This window comes from Streptomyces sp. NPDC014882, from assembly GCF_043081325.1.
In the GTDB taxonomy this organism is placed as follows: domain Bacteria; phylum Actinomycetota; class Actinomycetes; order Streptomycetales; family Streptomycetaceae; genus Streptomyces.
On the sequence record NZ_JBIBWL010000001.1, the window covers coordinates 98,105 to 114,622 of the forward strand.

A 16,518-nucleotide genomic window follows, 5' to 3' on the forward strand; every position below is an offset into this window, starting at 1 on the left:
GAGGGGGTGCCGGTCCTACGGTCCCACGATGATCAGGACGGCCAGACCCACCCCGAGGACCAGCCCGACGGCCCCGCAGATGATGCCGGCCAGGGCCTGCCCGGGGTTCGTGGCCTCGCCCCGGTTGGCCTTGCTCCTGCCGATCAGTCCGAAGATCAGGGCGAGGACGCCCACGACGATCGCGACCGGCCAGAGGCAGAAGCCCACGGCGGCGACGATGCCGAGGACCATCGCCGTGATCCCCATGCCGTTGCTCGGGGCCGGCGGCATGCCGGGCCACCCGTAGGGGGCGGGACCGCCGTGGCTCGGGGTGGCGCCGTAGCCGGGCGGGCCCGGGGGGCCGTAGCCGCCGGGGTAGCCGTAGGGAACCTGTCCGGGGCCGTCGGGGGATATCGGCGGGGGCGGGACAGCACCGTCGGCGGGCGGGGCGAAGGGGCCGGGGGCCGTCCCGCCGGGCGACGCGGTACCGGGGCGGGGCGGCGGGAAGGACGCGAACGGGGCGTCGCCCGGTGCGGTGCCGGCCGCGGGGGCCGGTGTCACGCCGGGCAGCGAGGTCATCGTCTGCTGGTCGTGGACGGAGGGCGGCGCGTGCTCCTGCGGCGTGGGCACCTCACCGGCGGCGATGGTGACGCCGGAGCCGTGGGCCGGGGTTGGGGCGGGAGCGGGCCAGAGGCCGGCCGTGGGGACGGGGCCGGACGCGGTCGTGGCCTGCGCGGCCGGGCCGTCGGACGCACTCCCCCCGGCCGGCGCGGCCGGCTTGTCCAGGGGCACGTGGGCGTACTGCGGCCCTTCCGTCCCCTCGGGCACGGAGCCCGGCGCGGTCCACGGGTCGTGGGACGGGTTGCCGGCCGGACCACCGGGTGCGTCGTCGGACATGCGCGGGACCCCCTCTGTCATGCGTCCCGCCATGCTAGGGCCTGTCCGGCGCGCCCCGTCGTCCGGCCCGGGGCGGAGAGGACGGTGCGGAGCGGGGCAGACAGGGTGGTGCGGACAGGGCGGACGGTGCGAGGCGGGGAGGTTCTGTGCGGGGTGGTGCGAGACGGACAGGGCGGATGGCCGGACAGGCCGGATGGCCGGACAGGCCGCGAGGCGGGGGCGTCCCGACGCCCCGGGCGCCGACGGCCCAGGGTCTGGGACCGCAAGATCTGGGATCACAAGGCCTGGGAGCACAAGGCCTGGAGCCGCAGGGCCTGGCACCACCGAACCGACGGGGCAGGTTCCGACGCCGCACGGGTCCCGACGGCACGGGGCCCGACACCGCACGGGTCCCGACGGCATGGGGCCCGACACCGCATGGGTCCCGACACCGCACGGGCCTGCCGCCGCGGGTCCGCCCGGACCGGTGGCCCGGCCTCGTCCGCGGGCGCCCTCGTTCCTCCCGGACCCGTCCGCCTACGATGATGCCGTCCCACCGATCAGCCGATCACCCGCACCCCGCCGGCCCACGTGGCCCGGGGTGCCGTCCCGGGGAGGACCCCTTGACCCTGAACGCCTTCGTCGCCGGCCTGCCCAAGGCCGAACTGCACGTCCACCACGTCGGATCGGCCTCCCCGCGGATCGTCTCCGAACTCGCCGCCCGCCACCCCGACTCCAGGGTCCCCACCGACCCGGAGGCGCTGGCCGACTACTTCACGTTCACCGACTTCGCGCACTTCATCGACGTCTACCTCTCGGTCGTGGACCTGATCCGCACCCCGGAGGACGTCCGGCTGCTGACGTACGAGGTGGCCCGCGACCTGGCCCGCCAGCAGGTGCGCTACGCCGAGCTGACCATCACCCCCTTCTCCTCCACCCGCCGCGGCATCGACGAGCGTGCCTTCATGGACGCGATCGAGGACGCCCGCAAGTCGGCCGAGGCGGAGTTCGGCACGATCCTGCGCTGGTGTTTCGACATCCCCGGCGAGGCCGGCCTGGAGTCCGCCGAGGAGACGACGCGACTGGCCACCGACGACCGGCTGCGCCCCGAGGGGCTGGTCTCCTTCGGCCTCGGCGGTCCCGAGATCGGCGTGCCGCGCCCGCAGTTCAAGCCCTACTTCGACCGGGCGATCGCGGCCGGGCTGCGGTCCGTGCCGCACGCCGGGGAGACCACCGGACCGGAGACGGTGTGGGACGCCCTGACCCACCTGCGCGCCGAGCGCATCGGGCACGGCACCAGTTCCGCGCGGGACGAGAAGCTCCTCGCCCACCTCGCCGAGCACCGCGTCGCGCTCGAGGTGTGCCCGACGTCCAACATCGCCACCCGCGCGGTCCGCACCCTCGACGAGCACCCGCTCCGGGACTTCGTCGCGGCGGGCGTCCTGGTGACGATCAACTCCGACGACCCGCCCATGTTCGGCACCGATCTGAACAGCGAGTACGGGGTCGCCGCCCGCCTCCTCGACCTGGACGAGCGCGGGCTGGCCGACCTCGCGAAGAACGCCGTCGAGGCGTCCTTCCTCGACGGGCCGGGCAAGGCGCGGATCGCCGCCGAGATCGACAGGTACACCGCGGAGTGGCTGGCACCCTGACGCCCGCCCCGCTCCCCGGCCGGCACCACAATGGGCCCATGCAGACCGTGACTGCCGTGGCCCACCGCGGCGACCCCTACCGCGTCCGTGAGAACACCCTCGACTCGCTGCGTTCCGCGCTCGACCGGGGCGCGGACGCCGTCGAGATCGACGTACGGCTCACCCGGGACGGCGTGCCCGTGCTGCTGCACGACGAGACGCTGAAGCGGCTGTGGGGGCAGGACCGGCCGCTGCTGTCGCTGTCGGCGGCCGAGGTCCGCGGGCTGACCGGGGGCGGGGTGCCGACGCTGGCGGAGGCGCTGGCGGCGACCGGGGACAGCCGGGTGATGATCGACCTGCCGGGCACCCGGGAGGTGCGGACGGCGCGCCGGGTGGTGGACGCAGTCCGCGAGGCCGGGGCCGCGGAGCGCGTCTACTACTGCGCCGGCGCCGGGGCGATGCTCGCCGTCCGGGCCGCCGACCCGTCCGCCGAGATCGCCCTGACCTGCACGAGCCTGGCACCGCCGCGGCCCGCCCTGCTCGCGGCGGTCGAGCCCCGCTGGCTCAACTACCGCTTCCCCCTCGTCGACCGCGATCTGGTCGACCGGATCCACCGGGACGGCCTGCTGCTGTCCGTGTGGACCCCGGACACCCGCCGCTCCATGCGCCGGCTCATCGGCCTCGGCGTCGACTCGATCACCACCAACCGCATCGACCTCCTGCGCGCCCTCCGCGACGAGGGCTGACCGACGGCGGAGCGGGAGCGGGCCGGCGACGGAGCGGGAGCGGGCCGGCGGCGGACGGACCGGCTGCGGGAGCGGGCCGGCCTCAGGAGCGAGCAGACGGCGGGCGAGCCGCCTGCGGGAGCGGGCCGACTGCCGGTCCCCTTAGGGGCGGCCCCCGACAACACCCCTGCCACATCGGCCACTTGCTCCGGGACAGACCGGGGTCGGATGCCCTCCCAGGTGACGATCCGGCCGCCACCGGGAGGCCGCAGGATGATCACGCATCCGTCGCCGATCCCCCAGGAGCCTCCCCGCATGAGCGCTCGCCGCCGTACCGTCGCCCTCACCACCTCCCTGGTGCTCGCCCTGGGGGCGGGCCCGCTGGCCGTCCCCGCCGTCGCCTCGCCCGCCCCGGCCGCGTCCGCTCAGACCTCGCCCCCTCCGGCCGCGTCCACCCCGGCCGAACCGCGTCCCGACGGCCTCGACGCGCGGGCCCTGCGCGAGGCGGTCGCCGGGCTGCCGGACGCGGACGCGACGGCGGCCCTGGTCCGGGTCGGCGGCACCGCCGGCACCTGGCGGGGCAGCGCCGGCGTGCACGACCTGGCGAGCGGCCGTCCCGCCGACCCGCACGCCCGTTTCCGGGCCGGCTCGGTGACGAAGGTGGTGACCGCGGCGGCCGTGCTGAAGCTCGCGGCGCGCGGTGAGATCGACCTGAACCGGCCCGTCCAGCACTATCTGCCCGGTCTCCTCGGCGGGGACTTCCGGCCGGTCGCCGTACGGCAGTTGCTGAACCACACCAGCGGCATCCCGGCCGGCGACGGTCTCGGCGACACCTTCGCCGAGCTGTACGCCCACCGCTTCGACACGCTCACCCCGCAGACGGTCGTGGCGTCGGCGGCGGCGAAGGGACCGGAGTTCCGGCCCGGCCGGAAGCAGCACTACCTCAACATCAACTACACGATCCTCGGCCTGCTGATCGAGAAGGTGACCGGGCGGCCGTACGCCTCCGCGGCCACCGCGCTGGTGCTGGCGCCCGCCGAGATGCGCGACACGTACTTCCCCGGCACCGACCCGCGCATCGCCGGCCCGCACAACCGCGGCTATCAGGTCGTCAGGAAGGCCGACGGGAGCACCGGGTTCGTCGACGTCACCGAGTGGAACCAGGCGGACCGGTTCGCGGCCGGGGACATGATCTCCACGACCGCCGACCTGGAGCGCCTGCTCACCTCCCTGTTCGGGGGACGGATCGTGCCCCGGCCCCAACTGCGCGAGATGTTCACGCTGCCGGCGCGCGTCGAGGGGGCCACCTACAGCGCCGGGCTCCAGCGGTTCGAGTACGGCGGCCGGGTCTACTGGCTCAAGACGGGCGGCCGGTACGGCTACAACGCGATCGTCGCCGGGACCCGGGACCTGAGCCGGACCCTCGTCCACTCGGTCAATGCGACGGACGCGAAGGGCGAGGGGATGAACCCGGTGGCCGAGCGCATCGCCCTCGCCGCACTCATGTAGTCGCCGGGGTCCGGGTGCCGGGGCCGGTGAGTGCCTCCAGCAGCTTGATCTTCCGCCGCACGACGTACAGGGGGATCACTCCGAAGACGCCGAACGACATGTCCAGCACGCTCCACCAGAAGGGGATGCCGCGGATCGGCCCGCAGATCAGGGCCAGCGGAATGATCCCGGCGCAGGCGATCATCGCGAACTCGACGACCCAGACGTTGCGGACCGGGTCCCGGTAGGGGCCGTAGAAGGCGACCGCGATGACGAGGTGCGCGAAGGCCAGCCAGTCGGTGCCGTAGAGCACGAAGGGGTACTCGGCGTCGACGACGTCGAGCCCCTGCCGCACCCGCACGATCCAGTCCATGAGGGCGGGCAGGTGCTCCGGCACGGACAGGGCCCGCAACAGGTCCTCGGTCCAGCGCAGTTCGTGCACCAGGGGGAAGGCCGTGGCGCCGCTGAGCACCAGGCAGACGACGAAGACGGCAAGCCAGACTCGGATGCCCCGGAGAAGGGCGGCTCTGTCGCTCATGCGGGCAGCGTACGCCGATGAGTTGAACATGTTCAAAAAACGTCGGCATTCGTCGCGGTACCGCCGCGCCGACCCGCCTTCCCGTCATACCCATGGGGGGTATAAGCTGCGTCATGGATACCCCCCGTGGGTATCCATGACAGGCGAAGAGAGACGAGTCGGGAGCCCGGTATGAACCCCCTGCAGAAGATCGGCGCGTTCACGGCGGCGCTGGCCGCGGCCTTCGGCACCGCCTACGGGGTCGGCACGGCGCTCGGTCCGGCCGACCCGCGGACGACGACCGCCGGACACGCCGAGAGCCACAGCCCGGAGCCGGCCGCGAAGCCCCCGTCCGGGGACCTCCTCCCGGCCGGCCTCCAGGTCTCCCAGGACGGCTACTCCCTGGACCTGGAGACCACCGCCGTACCGGCGGGGAAGAGCAGCCTGCGCTTCGTCGTCCGGGACGCCGACGGCGACCCCGTCACCCGCTACGAGACCGCGCACGGCAAGCAGTTGCACCTGATCGTCGCCTCACGCGAGCTGACGACGTACCGCCACCTGCATCCCGTCCGGGCCGCCGACGGCACCTGGAGCACGCCGGTGGACCTGCCCGCCGCGGGCGGCTACCGCGTCTTCGCGGACTTCGTGCCGGCCGCCGGGAGCGAGGGCCTCACCCTCGGCTCCGACCTGTCGGTCACCGGGCCGTACCGGGCGAGCCCGGCGCCGGCGCCCGCGGCGACCACCACCGTCGACGGCTACACCGTCACCCTGGAGGGCACGCTCGCCGCGGGCGGCGAGAGCGACCTGGCCTTCACCGTGCGCCGGGACGGCCGGCCGGTCACCGGCCTGGAGCCCTACCTCGGCGCCTACGGCCACCTGGTCGCCCTGCGCTCCGGCGACCTGGCCTACCTGCACGTCCACCCGCACGAGGAGGCCGAGGGCGACGGGACGTCCGGGCCCGAGGTCTCGTTCGCGGCCACTGCGCCCAGCACCGGCACCTACCGGCTGTTCCTCGACTTCAAGGTCGACGGGACGGTCCGCACCGCGGCGTTCACGGTACGGGCGGGCGCCGCACCGGCGGCCGGGACCGGCTCCGGCGCCCACGAGGAGACCCCGCACGGCCACTGAGCCCGCCCGGCACGCTCCTCCCCCGCGTGCCGCCCGAGGCCGCTGGTCCGTCCGCCGCCGGGCACCTCCGGCACCGGCGGGGCACGGATGTGCGACCCTTTCGGGCGTGTTCGGTTTGCGACGTCTTCATGTACTGGACCGGGTGGCGATCGGCCTCCTGGCGACCGGACTGGTCTGCGTGGCCACCGGGCTGCTCCCCACCGGTTCGGCCGCGGACGCGACGACCCGTGTCGCCCCGCTGGTGGCGTTCCTCGGCACGGTGATCGTGCTGGCCGAGCTGACCACCCGTGCCGAGGTCTTCGACGTGGTCGCGGCCCGGATCGCCCGCGCCGGCCGGGGCCGGTACCCGCTCCTCTTCGCGCTCTGCGTGGCGTTCGCGTCCGTCACCACCATCGCCCTGAACCTCGACACCACGGCGGTCCTCCTCACCCCGGTGATGCTGGCGATGGCCGCCCGCGTCGGGATCGCGCCCCTCCCCCTGGCGATGACCACGGTCTGGCTCGCCAACACGGCGAGCCTGCTGCTGCCCGTCTCCAACCTGACGAACCTGCTGGCGGCGGACCGGGTCGCGCTGTCCCCGCTGGGGCTGGCGGGCCGCATGTGGGCCCCGCAGCTCGCGGCGATCGCGGTGACGGCGGCCTGCCTGTGGGGGTTCCACTGGCGGCGGGGACGACGGGGCGCCCCGGAACCCGGCGGGACGGCCCCGGGCACCGGCCCGGGCGCGGCGCTCGCGGCGGACGTACGGCCCGGGGCCGGTCCGGACGCGCGGGGCGCGGACCGCTCCCCGGACCGCTATGCGCCGCCCGGTCCGCACCGGCCCGCCGACCCGGTGCTGTTCCGCGCCTGCGCGCTGGCCTGCGGCGGGTTCCTGCTGGCGATCCTGGTCGCGGACGTGGAGCTGTGGCTGGCCTCGGCGACGGCCGCCGCGGTCGTCGTGGCGGCCTTCGCGGTGCGCGACCGCGCCGCGCTGCGGCTCTCCCTGATCCCGTGGCGGCTGCTGGTGATGGTCCCCGGCATGTTCCTGGTCGTGGAGACGGTGAACGCCAACGGCCTGCACGCCCTGCTGGCCTCCGCGATCGGTGACGACGACGGCCTCGTGGGCATGTTCCGCGCGGCGGCGGTCGGCGCGGGCCTGTCCAACGCCCTCAACAACCTCCCCGTCTACCTGGCGGGCGAGGCGGCCGTCCCCCTGGCCGACCACGACCAGTTGCTGGCCCTGCTGGTCGGCACCAACGCCGGCCCGCTGATCACCCCGTGGGCCTCCCTGGCGACCCTGCTCTGGTACGAACGCTGCCACGCGTACGGCGTGCGGGTGCCCCTGGGCCGCCTGATGGGAACGGGCGCGGTCCTCTCGGTGGCGGCGGTGACGGCGTCGGTGGGGGCACTGGCGCTCACCCGATGAGGGACATCGGGCAACCCGCCCCGGGCTGTACGCCACCCGGGCCGGACCGGGGCCGGGGCCGGGCCGAGGCCGCGCCTCGCCGCACCAGACCGGGACTCACCGCACCGCGCCAGACCGGGACGGACCGTATTGGGCCGGGGCCGAGGCCGGGGCCGGGCCTGACCGGGCCGGACCGCGTCGGGACCGCCCCCTCCCCCGGCTGCACCTGAGCCCTTCGCACCGGCACCGCCCCGACACGGCCCCCACCTCCGGCCGCCCCTCGGCGCCGTCCTCGCCTCCGCCCGCCCGTGACCGTTGTGCGCCGCGATACCGCCCCGTCCCGCCCCTCCCTCGGCGGTGACCTCCCCGGAAGCGGAAGGCCCGGCCGCCGTGCGGAGGCGGGCTCACCGGCGCGTGGCGGGCTCCGAGGGCGTGCGCGACGAGGTGGTCGGCTCGGTGGACGGCGACGGGGTGGGCCGCTGCCGCTCCTCGGACGGCGACGCCGTGGCCCCCTGCCGCCACTCGAAGGGCGACGTCGTGGCTCCCTGCCGCACCCCGGTGCGACCGGGGTCGGGCGTGGGCGGCGCGGTGGCGGGGGCCCGGGTCCCGGAGGCGGGGGCCGGGGCGGGCACCGGTGACGTCGACGGGGTCGGCACGACCGACGGGCTGCCCGCGGGGGGCGGGGCCATCGGCGCCGTCGGGGCGGCCGGCGCGTCCGGTCCGCCGGGGCGCAGCGGCAGGACGACGAGCGTGGCGACCGCGCAGGTCGCGCCCACCCCCACCGCGGTCCGCAGCAGCCGGCGGCGGACCGCGCCGCGACGGACCGCCTCGTAGCGGCCGGGCGGCGGGGCGAGGTGGCCGGAGGGAGGCCGCAGGACGACGGTCAGCGGGTCGTCGGGGGCGCGCGTGCCGTCGTCGGCGTCGTCAGCGTGCGTGATCAAGGCTTCTCCCCAGGTGTGCGCGGAGCAGTTCGCGGGCCGCGTGCAGATCGGCCTTGACGGTCCCTTCCTTGCGCCCGGTGAGCACGGAGACCTCCCGGATCGGCATGTCAGCGTAGTAGTGCAGCAGGATCGGCACCCGCAGCCGGTCGGGCAGCGACTGCACGAGCAGCCGGACCGACGGGTCGGCGGGCGGGGCGGGCGGGTTCACCGCGGCCTCCACGGTCGCCCGGCGCACGGCCCGGCGTTCGCGTTCGAGCTTGCGCCAGTGGTCGCGGACCAGGTTGGCCGCGGTGACGTAGAGGAAGCCCTGGGGTTCGGCGACCGCCGTCCAGCGCGCCCAGAGCCGGGTGAACGCCTCCGAGGCGATCTCGTGGGCGGTCTCGTCGTCGTCGACGAGACGGCGGCACCAGCCGGCCAGGCGCGGGTAGAGGGCGGCGAAGAGTTCGGCCGCCGCCCTCTCACGGGACCGTTTCACCGCTCTCCCGCCGGGGTCAGGACCGCGAACACGATCACGTTGTCGCGGTACCCGTCCTCGGTGACCGGCCCGCCGCAGGTGATGAGACGCAGCTCGGGCCGGTCCACGTTCCCGTAGACGTCGGCGGTGGGGAACTCCGCCTTGCCCACGGTCCGTACGGCGGTGACGGCGAAGTCCGCACTCGTGCCGTTCTCCAGGCGCGCCGTGACCCCGTCGCCGGGCCGCAGCCGGTGGAGCCGGCGGAAGACGCCGTCCCCGTACTTCCCGACCGTGGCATGGCCGAGGATCACCGACGGCCCCCTCTGGCCGGGCGTCGGCGAGTACCGGTACCAGCCGGCCCGGTCGTCGGCCGTGACGGCGGGCACCTCCACGCTGCCGTCGGCCTGAAGGCCCAGCCGCACGAGCCGGGTGTCGACCCCGATGGCCGGGATCCGCAGGGCGACGGGCGCCGAACGTCCGAGCGGACGTGCCGCCCCTGGCCGGCGGTCCGGCGCCGGGGAGGTGACCGGTGCGGCGGGCCGTGCGTCCGGGGCCCGGTCGGCCGGGTGGGCGCCCGCGCAGCCGGCGAGCAGGCCGGCGCCGGCCGCGGCGAGGAAGGCGCGCCTGGAGGACGGGCTCATGCGCCGGTCGTCCTCCGGCGCCGCAGGACGTACGTTCCGGCGCCGCCCACGGCGAGGGCCGCGGCGATCCCGCCGCCGATCATCGCGTCGGTACCGGACGACGGCGCGGCCGTCGCGGCCTCACCGGTGTCGGCGGCGCCGCGGGGGACGACGGGCACCTGACTGCGGGCGTCCGGCATCACGGTGGGCTCGGGCACCGGCGTCGTCTCGGCGGGCGCACGGGTGGGAGCAGGGGTGGTGGCGGTCGCGGGGACGGACGGGACGGGCGTGGGCGTCCCCCCGTCGGCGAGCGCCGGGCCCGCGCCGATCAGCAGGGCGGTGCCCGCGACTGCCAGGGCGCTGAGGCCGGTTCGGCGTACGAATCGCATGTGTCGCTCTCCTTCGTCGGTCCGCACGGGCTGCGTGACGGATCGAGCGGAGAGACGAGACAGCGGGAGCACGGGTTGTAAAGAGTCGGCAAAGTCGGGCGGCGTCGCGGAGACACGGCGCCGCCCCGGACGGGACCCCCGTCCGGGGCGGCGAGACGCGACGACCGGACCGCCGTGGGCGGTCGAGCCGGTACGGCAGCCCGGATCGGGCCGGAACGCCGCGGGCGGGACCCGACGGCCGGGGAGGCACGGTGCGGGCGGGACCCGCCGGCCGGACCGCCGCGAACCGGCCCGACCCACGGGGTCTGCCCGGCGCCCGGCCCGGCCCGGACCCGGAGCGACCCGGCCCGGCCCGGCGCGCCCCCCGGAGGCCTACGCGTCCAGCGACGTCATCACGTGCTTGATCCGCGTGTAGTCCTCGAAGCCGTAACCCGACAGGTCCTTGCCGTAGCCGGACTTCTTGAAGCCGCCGTGGGGCATCTCGGCGACGAGCGGGATGTGGGTGTTGATCCACACGCAGCCGAAGTCGAGCTTCTTGGACATGCGCATCGCGCGGCCGTGGTCCTTGGTCCACACCGAGGAGGCGAGGGCGTACTCGACGCCGTTGGCGTACGTGACGGCCTGGTCCTCGTCGGTGAAGGACTGGACGGTGATGACCGGGCCGAAGACCTCGTTCTGGACGATCTCGTCGTCCTGCTTGAGGCCGGAGACGACGGTCGGGGCGTAGAAGTAGCCCTTGTCGCCGACCCGGTGGCCGCCCGCCTCGACCTTGGCGTGGGCGGGGAGGCGCTCGATGAAGCCGGTGACCTGCTGGAGCTGGTGGGGGTTGTTCAGCGGGCCGAAGAGCACGTCCTCGTCGTCCGGCTGCCCGGTCTTCGTCTCGGCCGCGGCCTTGGCCAGCGCCGCCACGAACTCGTCGTGGATCGCCTCCTGGACGAGGACGCGGGTGGCCGCCGTGCAGTCCTGGCCGGCGTTGAAGAAGCCCGCCACGGAGATGTCCTCGACGGCCTTGGCGATGTCGGTGTCCTCGAACACGACGACCGGCGCCTTGCCGCCCAGCTCCAGGTGGACGCGCTTGAGGTCCTTCGAGGCGGTCTCGGCGACGGACATGCCGGCGCGCACCGAGCCGGTGATGGACGCCATCGCCGGGACCGGGTGCTCCACCATCAGCCGGCCGGTGTCGCGGTCGCCGGTGACGACGTTGAAGACGCCCTTGGGCAGGATCGAGCCGACGATCTCGGCGATCAGGACCGTGGAGGCCGGGGTGGTGTCCGACGGCTTGAGGACGACCGTGTTGCCGGCCGCGATCGCCGGGGCGAACTTCCACACGGCCATCATCATCGGGTAGTTCCACGGCGCGACCTGCGCGCAGACGCCGACCGGCTCGCGGCGGACGATCGAGGTCATGCCGTCCATGTACTCGCCGGCCGAGCGCCCCTCGAGCATCCGGGCCGCGCCCGCGAAGAAGCGGATCTGGTCGACCATCGGCGGGATCTCCTCGGACCGCGTGAGGCCGATCGGCTTGCCGGTGTTCTCCACCTCGGCGGCGATCAGGTCCTCGGCGCGCTCCTCGAACGCGTCCGCGATCTTCAGCAGGGCCTTCTGGCGCTCGGCGGGGGTGGTGTCGCGCCACGCCGGGAAGGCGGCCGCGGCGGCCTCCATGGCCGCGTCCACGTCCGCCGGGCCGGACAGCGGTGCCGTCGCGTACGCCTCGCCCGTCACGGGGTTGACCACCTCGGTGGTGCGTCCGTCGGCGGCGTCCCGGAACTCACCGGCGATGTAATTCCGTAGGGCGCGCAGCCCCCGCAGCTCCGTGCTCACTGCCGGCCTCCTGTGTCAGGGTCGAACTGTCCAATCACTGAGACACCCACCCTAATCGGCGCACTGACGTTTTCAACACCCCCGATCGCGCCACTACTGCGAAATCCGCAAGTCTCCGTCGCGTAAACAACGAATTTCATCGCCCGCGCCTTGCGCAACTGTCGATACGTCGTGCAGAGTGACCCCGTGGCCAGTCGAAGCGCAGAGCACCGGGACTCCCGCGAGTCCAAGAACGGCACCCCGCACCTGGATGCCGTCAGCCTCGGCATCATCGAGCAGCTCCAGGAGGACGGCCGCCGGCCGTACGCCGCGATCGGCAAGGCCGTCGGCCTGTCGGAGGCGGCCGTGCGCCAGCGCGTCCAGAAGCTGCTCGACCAGGGCGTGATGCAGATCGTCGCCGTCACGGACCCGCTCACCGTGGGATTCCGCAGGCAGGCGATGGTCGGGGTCAACGTCGAGGGCGACCCCGAGGCGATCGCCGACGCGCTGACCGACATGGCGGAGGTCGAGTACGTGGTGATGACCGCGGGCTCGTTCGACGTCCTCGCCGAGATCGTCTGCGAGGACGACGACCACCTGCTCGACGTCATCAACAAGCGCATCCGCGCCCTGCCCGGCGTGCGTTCCACCGAGAGCTTCGTCTACCTGAAGCTCAAGAAGCAGACCTACATGTGGGGAACCCGATAACCGTGAGGACCCGATAACCGTGAGCTCCAAGGACCTCAGCCGCACCGCGTACGACCACCTGTGGATGCACTTCACCCGCATGTCCTCGTACGAGAACGCCCCCGTACCGACGATCGTCCGGGGCGAGGGCACCCACATCTACGACGACAAGGGCAAGCGCTACCTCGACGGTCTCGCGGGCCTGTTCGTGGTGCAGGCCGGTCACGGCCGCACGGAACTGGCCGAGACCGCCTTCAAGCAGGCGCAGGAGCTGGCGTTCTTCCCGGTGTGGTCCTACGCCCACCCCAAGGCCGTGGAGCTGGCGGAACGCCTCGCCCACCACGCGCCCGGCGACCTGAACAAGGTCTTCTTCACCACCGGCGGCGGCGAGGCGGTCGAGACCGCCTGGAAGCTCGCCAAGCAGTACTTCAAGCTGACCGGCAAGCCGACCAAGTACAAGGTCATCTCGCGCGCGGTCGCCTACCACGGCACCCCGCAGGGCGCCCTGTCGATCACCGGCCTGCCGGCCCTCAAGGCCCCCTTCGAGCCGCTCGTCCCGGGCGCGCACAAGGTGCCGAACACCAACATCTACCGCGCCCCGATCTTCGGCGACGACCCGGAGGCCTTCGGCCGCTGGGCGGCCGACCAGATCGAGCAGCAGATCCTCTTCGAGGGCCCGGACACCGTCGCCGCGGTCTTCCTGGAGCCGGTCCAGAACGCGGGCGGCTGCTTCCCGCCCCCGCCCGGCTACTTCCAGCGGGTCCGCGAGATATGCGACCGGTACGACGTGCTGCTCGTGTCGGACGAGGTCATCTGCGCCTTCGGCCGCCTCGGCACGATGTTCGCCTGCGACAAGTTCGACTACGTGCCGGACATGATCACCTGCGCCAAGGGCATGACCTCGGGCTACTCCCCGATCGGCGCCTGCATCGTCTCCGACCGCCTGGCCGAGCCGTTCTACAAGGGCGACAACACCTTCCTGCACGGCTACACCTTCGGCGGTCACCCGGTCTCCGCGGCCGTGGGCCTCGCCAACCTCGACCTGTTCGAGCGCGAGAACCTCAACCAGCACGTCCTCGACAACGAGGGCGCCTTCCGCGCCACCCTGGAGAAGCTGCACGACCTGCCGATCGTCGGCGACGTCCGCGGCAACGGCTTCTTCTACGGCATCGAGCTGGTCAAGGACAAGGCGACGAAGGAGTCCTTCACCGACGAGGAGACCGAGCGCGTCCTGTACGGCTTCCTGTCCAAGGCGCTCTTCGACAACGGCCTGTACTGCCGTGCCGACGACCGCGGCGACCCGGTCGTCCAGCTCGCCCCGCCGCTGATCTCGAACCAGGAGACCTTCGACGAGATCGAGCAGATCCTGCGCGCCACGCTCACGGAGGCGTGGACGAAGCTCTGAGCCCCCTGGGGGTCCCCGATCCCCGGCCGAACCGTGGGGATCTTCCTCTGAGGTGATCAACACCGGCCCCGGTGCCGTCCGTTCGAGTGAGAAACGGCGGTCCGGGGCCGTGTGCTGTCCGGATGCCCGACCCGGGCTGCCTAGCGTGCCAGTGACCGATCGGCCCCGCCTTCGTTCCCCCGGACGGGGGAACGACACGGGAACTACGGATCTGAACGAAGGTGTACGCCCATGGAGGCCCCGCCGGACAACGACGTGCTGTGGGCACACGCCCTGCACTACACGCACCCCGACGGCTCCCTCGCGCTGGGCGGCGTGTCGCTCGGCGTGCGGGAGGGCGAGATCCTCGCCGTCACCGGCCCGCGCGGCAGCGGCAAGACGGCCCTGCTGCACTGCCTGTCCGGGCTGGCCCGGGGTCAGCGCGGCGAGGTGTGGTTCAACAGCGTCCCCGTGCACACCATGGGTCCGGCGGCCCGCGAACGGCTCCGCCGCGACCGCTTCGGCTGGATCGACCCGGCGCCGGTGCTCGTCCCGGAGCTGAACGTCTGGGAGAACGCGGCCCTGCCCCTGATGCTGCGCGGCACCGGCCGCCGCCGGGCCAAGGCCGCCGCCCTGGAGTGGCTGGAACGCCTGGACGTCGGCGACAAGTGCCGCCTGCGGCCCCACGAGCTGACCCAGGCGGAACGCCAGCGCGTGTGCATCACCCGCGCCCTCGCCCCGGCCCCGGCCGTCCTCTTCGCGGACGAACCGACGGCCCCCCTGCACCGGGCGGACCGCGGCCACGTGCTGCGCACGCTGACCACGGCGGCCCGCTCGCACGGCATCACCGTCGTCCTGGCCACCCACGACGCCGAGACCGCCGCCCTCGCCGACCGCACGGTCCCGCTCCTGGACGGACGCCGGGTGCGCACCGTCCACCTGCCGCCGGTCACCGAGTCGGAAGGCCGGGCGACGTGCTCGCTCTCCGCCTGACGCGCGGCGCCCGGCCGGCCGTCCACCTGCGCCGTCTGCTCGTCGCGACGGCCTCGGCCGGTACCGGCTTCCTCCTGCTGTGCACCCTCGGCCACGCCCTGAGCCACCCCGGCGCCCCGGCGGGCGCCGCGCTCCGGCTGGCCTGGTGCGCGGTCCCGCTGGCCGCCACCGTCCACTTCGCCCTCGCGGTCGCCCGCACCGACCCGGGCACCCGGCCCCGCCCCGGCCTGGCGGCGATCGGGCTGGGCCCCGCCCGCCTGATGGCGGTCTCGGCGACCACGACGGCCCTGTCCACCGTGCTCGGCTCGATGCCGGCCCTGCTCCTCTTCCTCCACCTCCGAGGCGACCTCACGGGCACGCCCTTCGACGGAGCGGCGGCATCGTTCCTGGCGGCCGGCGTCCCGCTCCCCCTGCCCGCCGCCCTCACCCTGCTGGCCCTGACCCCCGCGGCGGCCTCGCTGACGGTGGCCCTGGCGCTCCGTCCCCGGGACGCCCGGCCCGCCGGGACCGCCCGGGGCACGGGCCCGGCCCTGCGCCGCTTCACCCCCGCCACGGGCGTCCAGGAGACGTTCGGCGCGTACGGCAGGTTCGGCGCGAGGCGGGCCGGCCGGGGCGTGACCGCGCCGGCCCCGGACGGTGACGGCGACACCCGGCACCCCGGTCACACCCTGACCGCGCCGGCCCCGGACGGCGGCGTCCGGCCCCCGCGGCACTCCGCGGCCACGGCCGCCCCGGACGGGAACGGGGACGGCACGGCCCGGGACACCCCGGTCCACGCCCCCGGCAACCCCCCGCACGACCCTCCGCGCCCCGACCCCACCGGCCTGCCCTGGGGCGCGGCCCTCCTCGCCGCCGGCCTCGCCGTCGAGGCGTACGCCGGCCGCAGCCCCGGCCACCAGCTCGCCCTCCCCGGCGGCCCCACCGGCCCCGCCGCGGTCCTGCTCGGCTGGACGCTCACCGCGATCGGCCTCGCCGTGGCCGGTCCCAGCCTCACCCATCTCTGCGGCCGCCTCCTGCAGTCGGCCCGTCCCGGCGCCCTCCGCCTCCTCGCCGGCCGCGGCCTGATGGAGGAGGCGTCCCGCATCGGCGCGCCCCTGGGCGTCCTGTGCGCGGTCGCCTCCGGCGCGTACAGCCTGGCCGTGCTGCACGACGCCGACCCGTCCTCCGGCCCGCTCACCGCCCTCGGCGCGGCCCTGGTCGCCGGCTGCGCCCTCGCCACGCTCCTCACGGCCGCCGTCGAGGCCCGCCAGGCCCGCGCCGGCACGACGGCCGCCCTGCTCCGCCTCGGCGCCCCGTCCAGGGTGCTGCGCGGCGCGGCGGCGCTCCGGGCCGGCGCCCTCGCCGCGCTGTTCGTCCCGCTCACGCTGACCGTGGCGGCGCTCGCCGCCCTCCCGCTGACCCCCTGAGCCGCCCCGGGGCACGCGGCTCCGTACGGTGATCCGTCCGGTGGTCCGCGCGAGGAAAACCCCCGGCCACCGATGACTTCCGCCCGGCTCCCGGGTCTGACCCACCGGAAGAACACGCA

16 protein-coding genes are annotated in these 16,518 nt (G+C 74.7%); 9 read left to right on the top strand and 7 right to left on the bottom strand.

What is annotated here, in order from left to right; translation table 11 throughout:
- Positions 1-15: 15 nt before the first annotated feature.
- A complete protein-coding gene (locus tag ACF09K_RS00355) occupies positions 16-876 on the bottom strand; it encodes a DUF4190 domain-containing protein (protein WP_392240257.1) in 861 nt (286 codons plus the stop codon).
- 521 nt (positions 877-1,397) lie between these two features.
- Here ACF09K_RS00355 and ACF09K_RS00360 point away from each other — a divergent pair.
- The 3 genes from ACF09K_RS00360 to ACF09K_RS00370 all read left to right on the top strand — a co-directional run bounded on the left by ACF09K_RS00360 (position 1,398) and on the right by ACF09K_RS00370 (position 4,720).
- Positions 1,398-2,507 carry an adenosine deaminase gene (locus tag ACF09K_RS00360; RefSeq protein ID WP_392240258.1) on the top strand — a complete coding sequence of 370 codons (1,110 nt, stop codon included), beginning with the start codon at positions 1,398-1,400 and terminating at the stop codon, positions 2,505-2,507.
- A gap of 38 nt (positions 2,508-2,545) precedes the next feature.
- Positions 2,546-3,232, top strand: coding sequence for a glycerophosphodiester phosphodiesterase (locus tag ACF09K_RS00365; RefSeq protein ID WP_392240259.1), 687 nt, complete (start codon positions 2,546-2,548; stop codon positions 3,230-3,232).
- Between the two features lie 294 nt (positions 3,233-3,526).
- Positions 3,527-4,720 (top strand): serine hydrolase domain-containing protein, encoded by a 1,194-nt coding sequence (locus ACF09K_RS00370; protein WP_392240260.1) that lies wholly within the window; start codon positions 3,527-3,529, stop codon positions 4,718-4,720.
- Here the strand turns inward: ACF09K_RS00370 and ACF09K_RS00375 are convergent.
- The gene (locus ACF09K_RS00375) at positions 4,713-5,237 is read right to left on the bottom strand and encodes a hypothetical protein (protein ID WP_392240261.1); all 525 of its coding nucleotides are present in this window, start codon (positions 5,235-5,237) and stop codon (positions 4,713-4,715) included. The genes ACF09K_RS00370 and ACF09K_RS00375 overlap by 8 nt on opposite strands.
- A 171-nt stretch (positions 5,238-5,408) precedes the next feature.
- Here ACF09K_RS00375 and ACF09K_RS00380 point away from each other — a divergent pair, with 171 nt between their 5' ends.
- Both ACF09K_RS00380 and ACF09K_RS00385 read left to right on the top strand, forming a co-directional pair.
- Entirely contained in the window at positions 5,409-6,344 is a 936-nt protein-coding gene (locus tag ACF09K_RS00380) for a hypothetical protein (RefSeq protein WP_392240262.1), read from the top strand.
- A 106-nt stretch (positions 6,345-6,450) separates the two neighbouring features.
- On the top strand, positions 6,451-7,746 hold the full coding sequence (locus ACF09K_RS00385) for an SLC13 family permease (RefSeq protein ID WP_392240263.1): 1,296 nt from the start codon (positions 6,451-6,453) through the stop codon (positions 7,744-7,746).
- 383 nt (positions 7,747-8,129) lie between these two features.
- On the opposite strand, the gene ACF09K_RS00390 is transcribed toward ACF09K_RS00385, so the two are convergent.
- The 5 genes from ACF09K_RS00390 to ACF09K_RS00410 all read right to left on the bottom strand — a co-directional run bounded on the left by ACF09K_RS00390 (position 8,130) and on the right by ACF09K_RS00410 (position 11,950).
- A complete protein-coding gene (locus ACF09K_RS00390; protein ID WP_392240264.1) occupies positions 8,130-8,666 on the bottom strand; it encodes a hypothetical protein in 537 nt (178 codons plus the stop codon).
- Positions 8,650-9,141, bottom strand: coding sequence for an RNA polymerase sigma factor (locus ACF09K_RS00395; protein WP_366059817.1), 492 nt, complete (start codon positions 9,139-9,141; stop codon positions 8,650-8,652). The genes ACF09K_RS00390 and ACF09K_RS00395 overlap by 17 nt, the downstream gene beginning before the upstream one ends.
- Positions 9,138-9,761 (bottom strand): class F sortase, encoded by a 624-nt coding sequence (locus ACF09K_RS00400; protein WP_392240265.1) that lies wholly within the window; start codon positions 9,759-9,761, stop codon positions 9,138-9,140. Before ACF09K_RS00400 ends, ACF09K_RS00395 begins: the two co-directional genes overlap by 4 nt.
- A complete protein-coding gene (locus tag ACF09K_RS00405; protein ID WP_392240266.1) occupies positions 9,758-10,129 on the bottom strand; it encodes a sortase-dependent protein in 372 nt (123 codons plus the stop codon). Before ACF09K_RS00405 ends, ACF09K_RS00400 begins: the two co-directional genes overlap by 4 nt.
- A gap of 372 nt (positions 10,130-10,501) precedes the next feature.
- A complete protein-coding gene (locus tag ACF09K_RS00410; RefSeq protein WP_392240267.1) occupies positions 10,502-11,950 on the bottom strand; it encodes a gamma-aminobutyraldehyde dehydrogenase in 1,449 nt (482 codons plus the stop codon).
- Between the two features lie 171 nt (positions 11,951-12,121).
- On the opposite strand from ACF09K_RS00410, the gene ACF09K_RS00415 reads away from it, so the two are divergent.
- From ACF09K_RS00415 to ACF09K_RS00430, 4 genes are all read left to right on the top strand, one after another.
- Positions 12,122-12,637: an Lrp/AsnC family transcriptional regulator gene (locus tag ACF09K_RS00415; RefSeq protein ID WP_392240268.1), complete on the top strand. Its 516-nt coding sequence runs from the start codon at positions 12,122-12,124 to the stop codon at positions 12,635-12,637.
- Between the two features lie 19 nt (positions 12,638-12,656).
- The gene (locus ACF09K_RS00420; RefSeq protein WP_392240269.1) at positions 12,657-14,021 is read left to right on the top strand and encodes an aspartate aminotransferase family protein; all 1,365 of its coding nucleotides are present in this window, start codon (positions 12,657-12,659) and stop codon (positions 14,019-14,021) included.
- A gap of 231 nt (positions 14,022-14,252) precedes the next feature.
- Positions 14,253-14,993, top strand: a complete 741-nt coding sequence (locus ACF09K_RS00425; RefSeq protein ID WP_392240270.1) for an ABC transporter ATP-binding protein — start codon at positions 14,253-14,255, stop codon at positions 14,991-14,993.
- Positions 14,975-16,399 (top strand): hypothetical protein, encoded by a 1,425-nt coding sequence (locus tag ACF09K_RS00430; protein ID WP_392240271.1) that lies wholly within the window; start codon positions 14,975-14,977, stop codon positions 16,397-16,399. Before ACF09K_RS00425 ends, ACF09K_RS00430 begins: the two co-directional genes overlap by 19 nt.
- Positions 16,400-16,518: the final 119 nt, after the last annotated feature.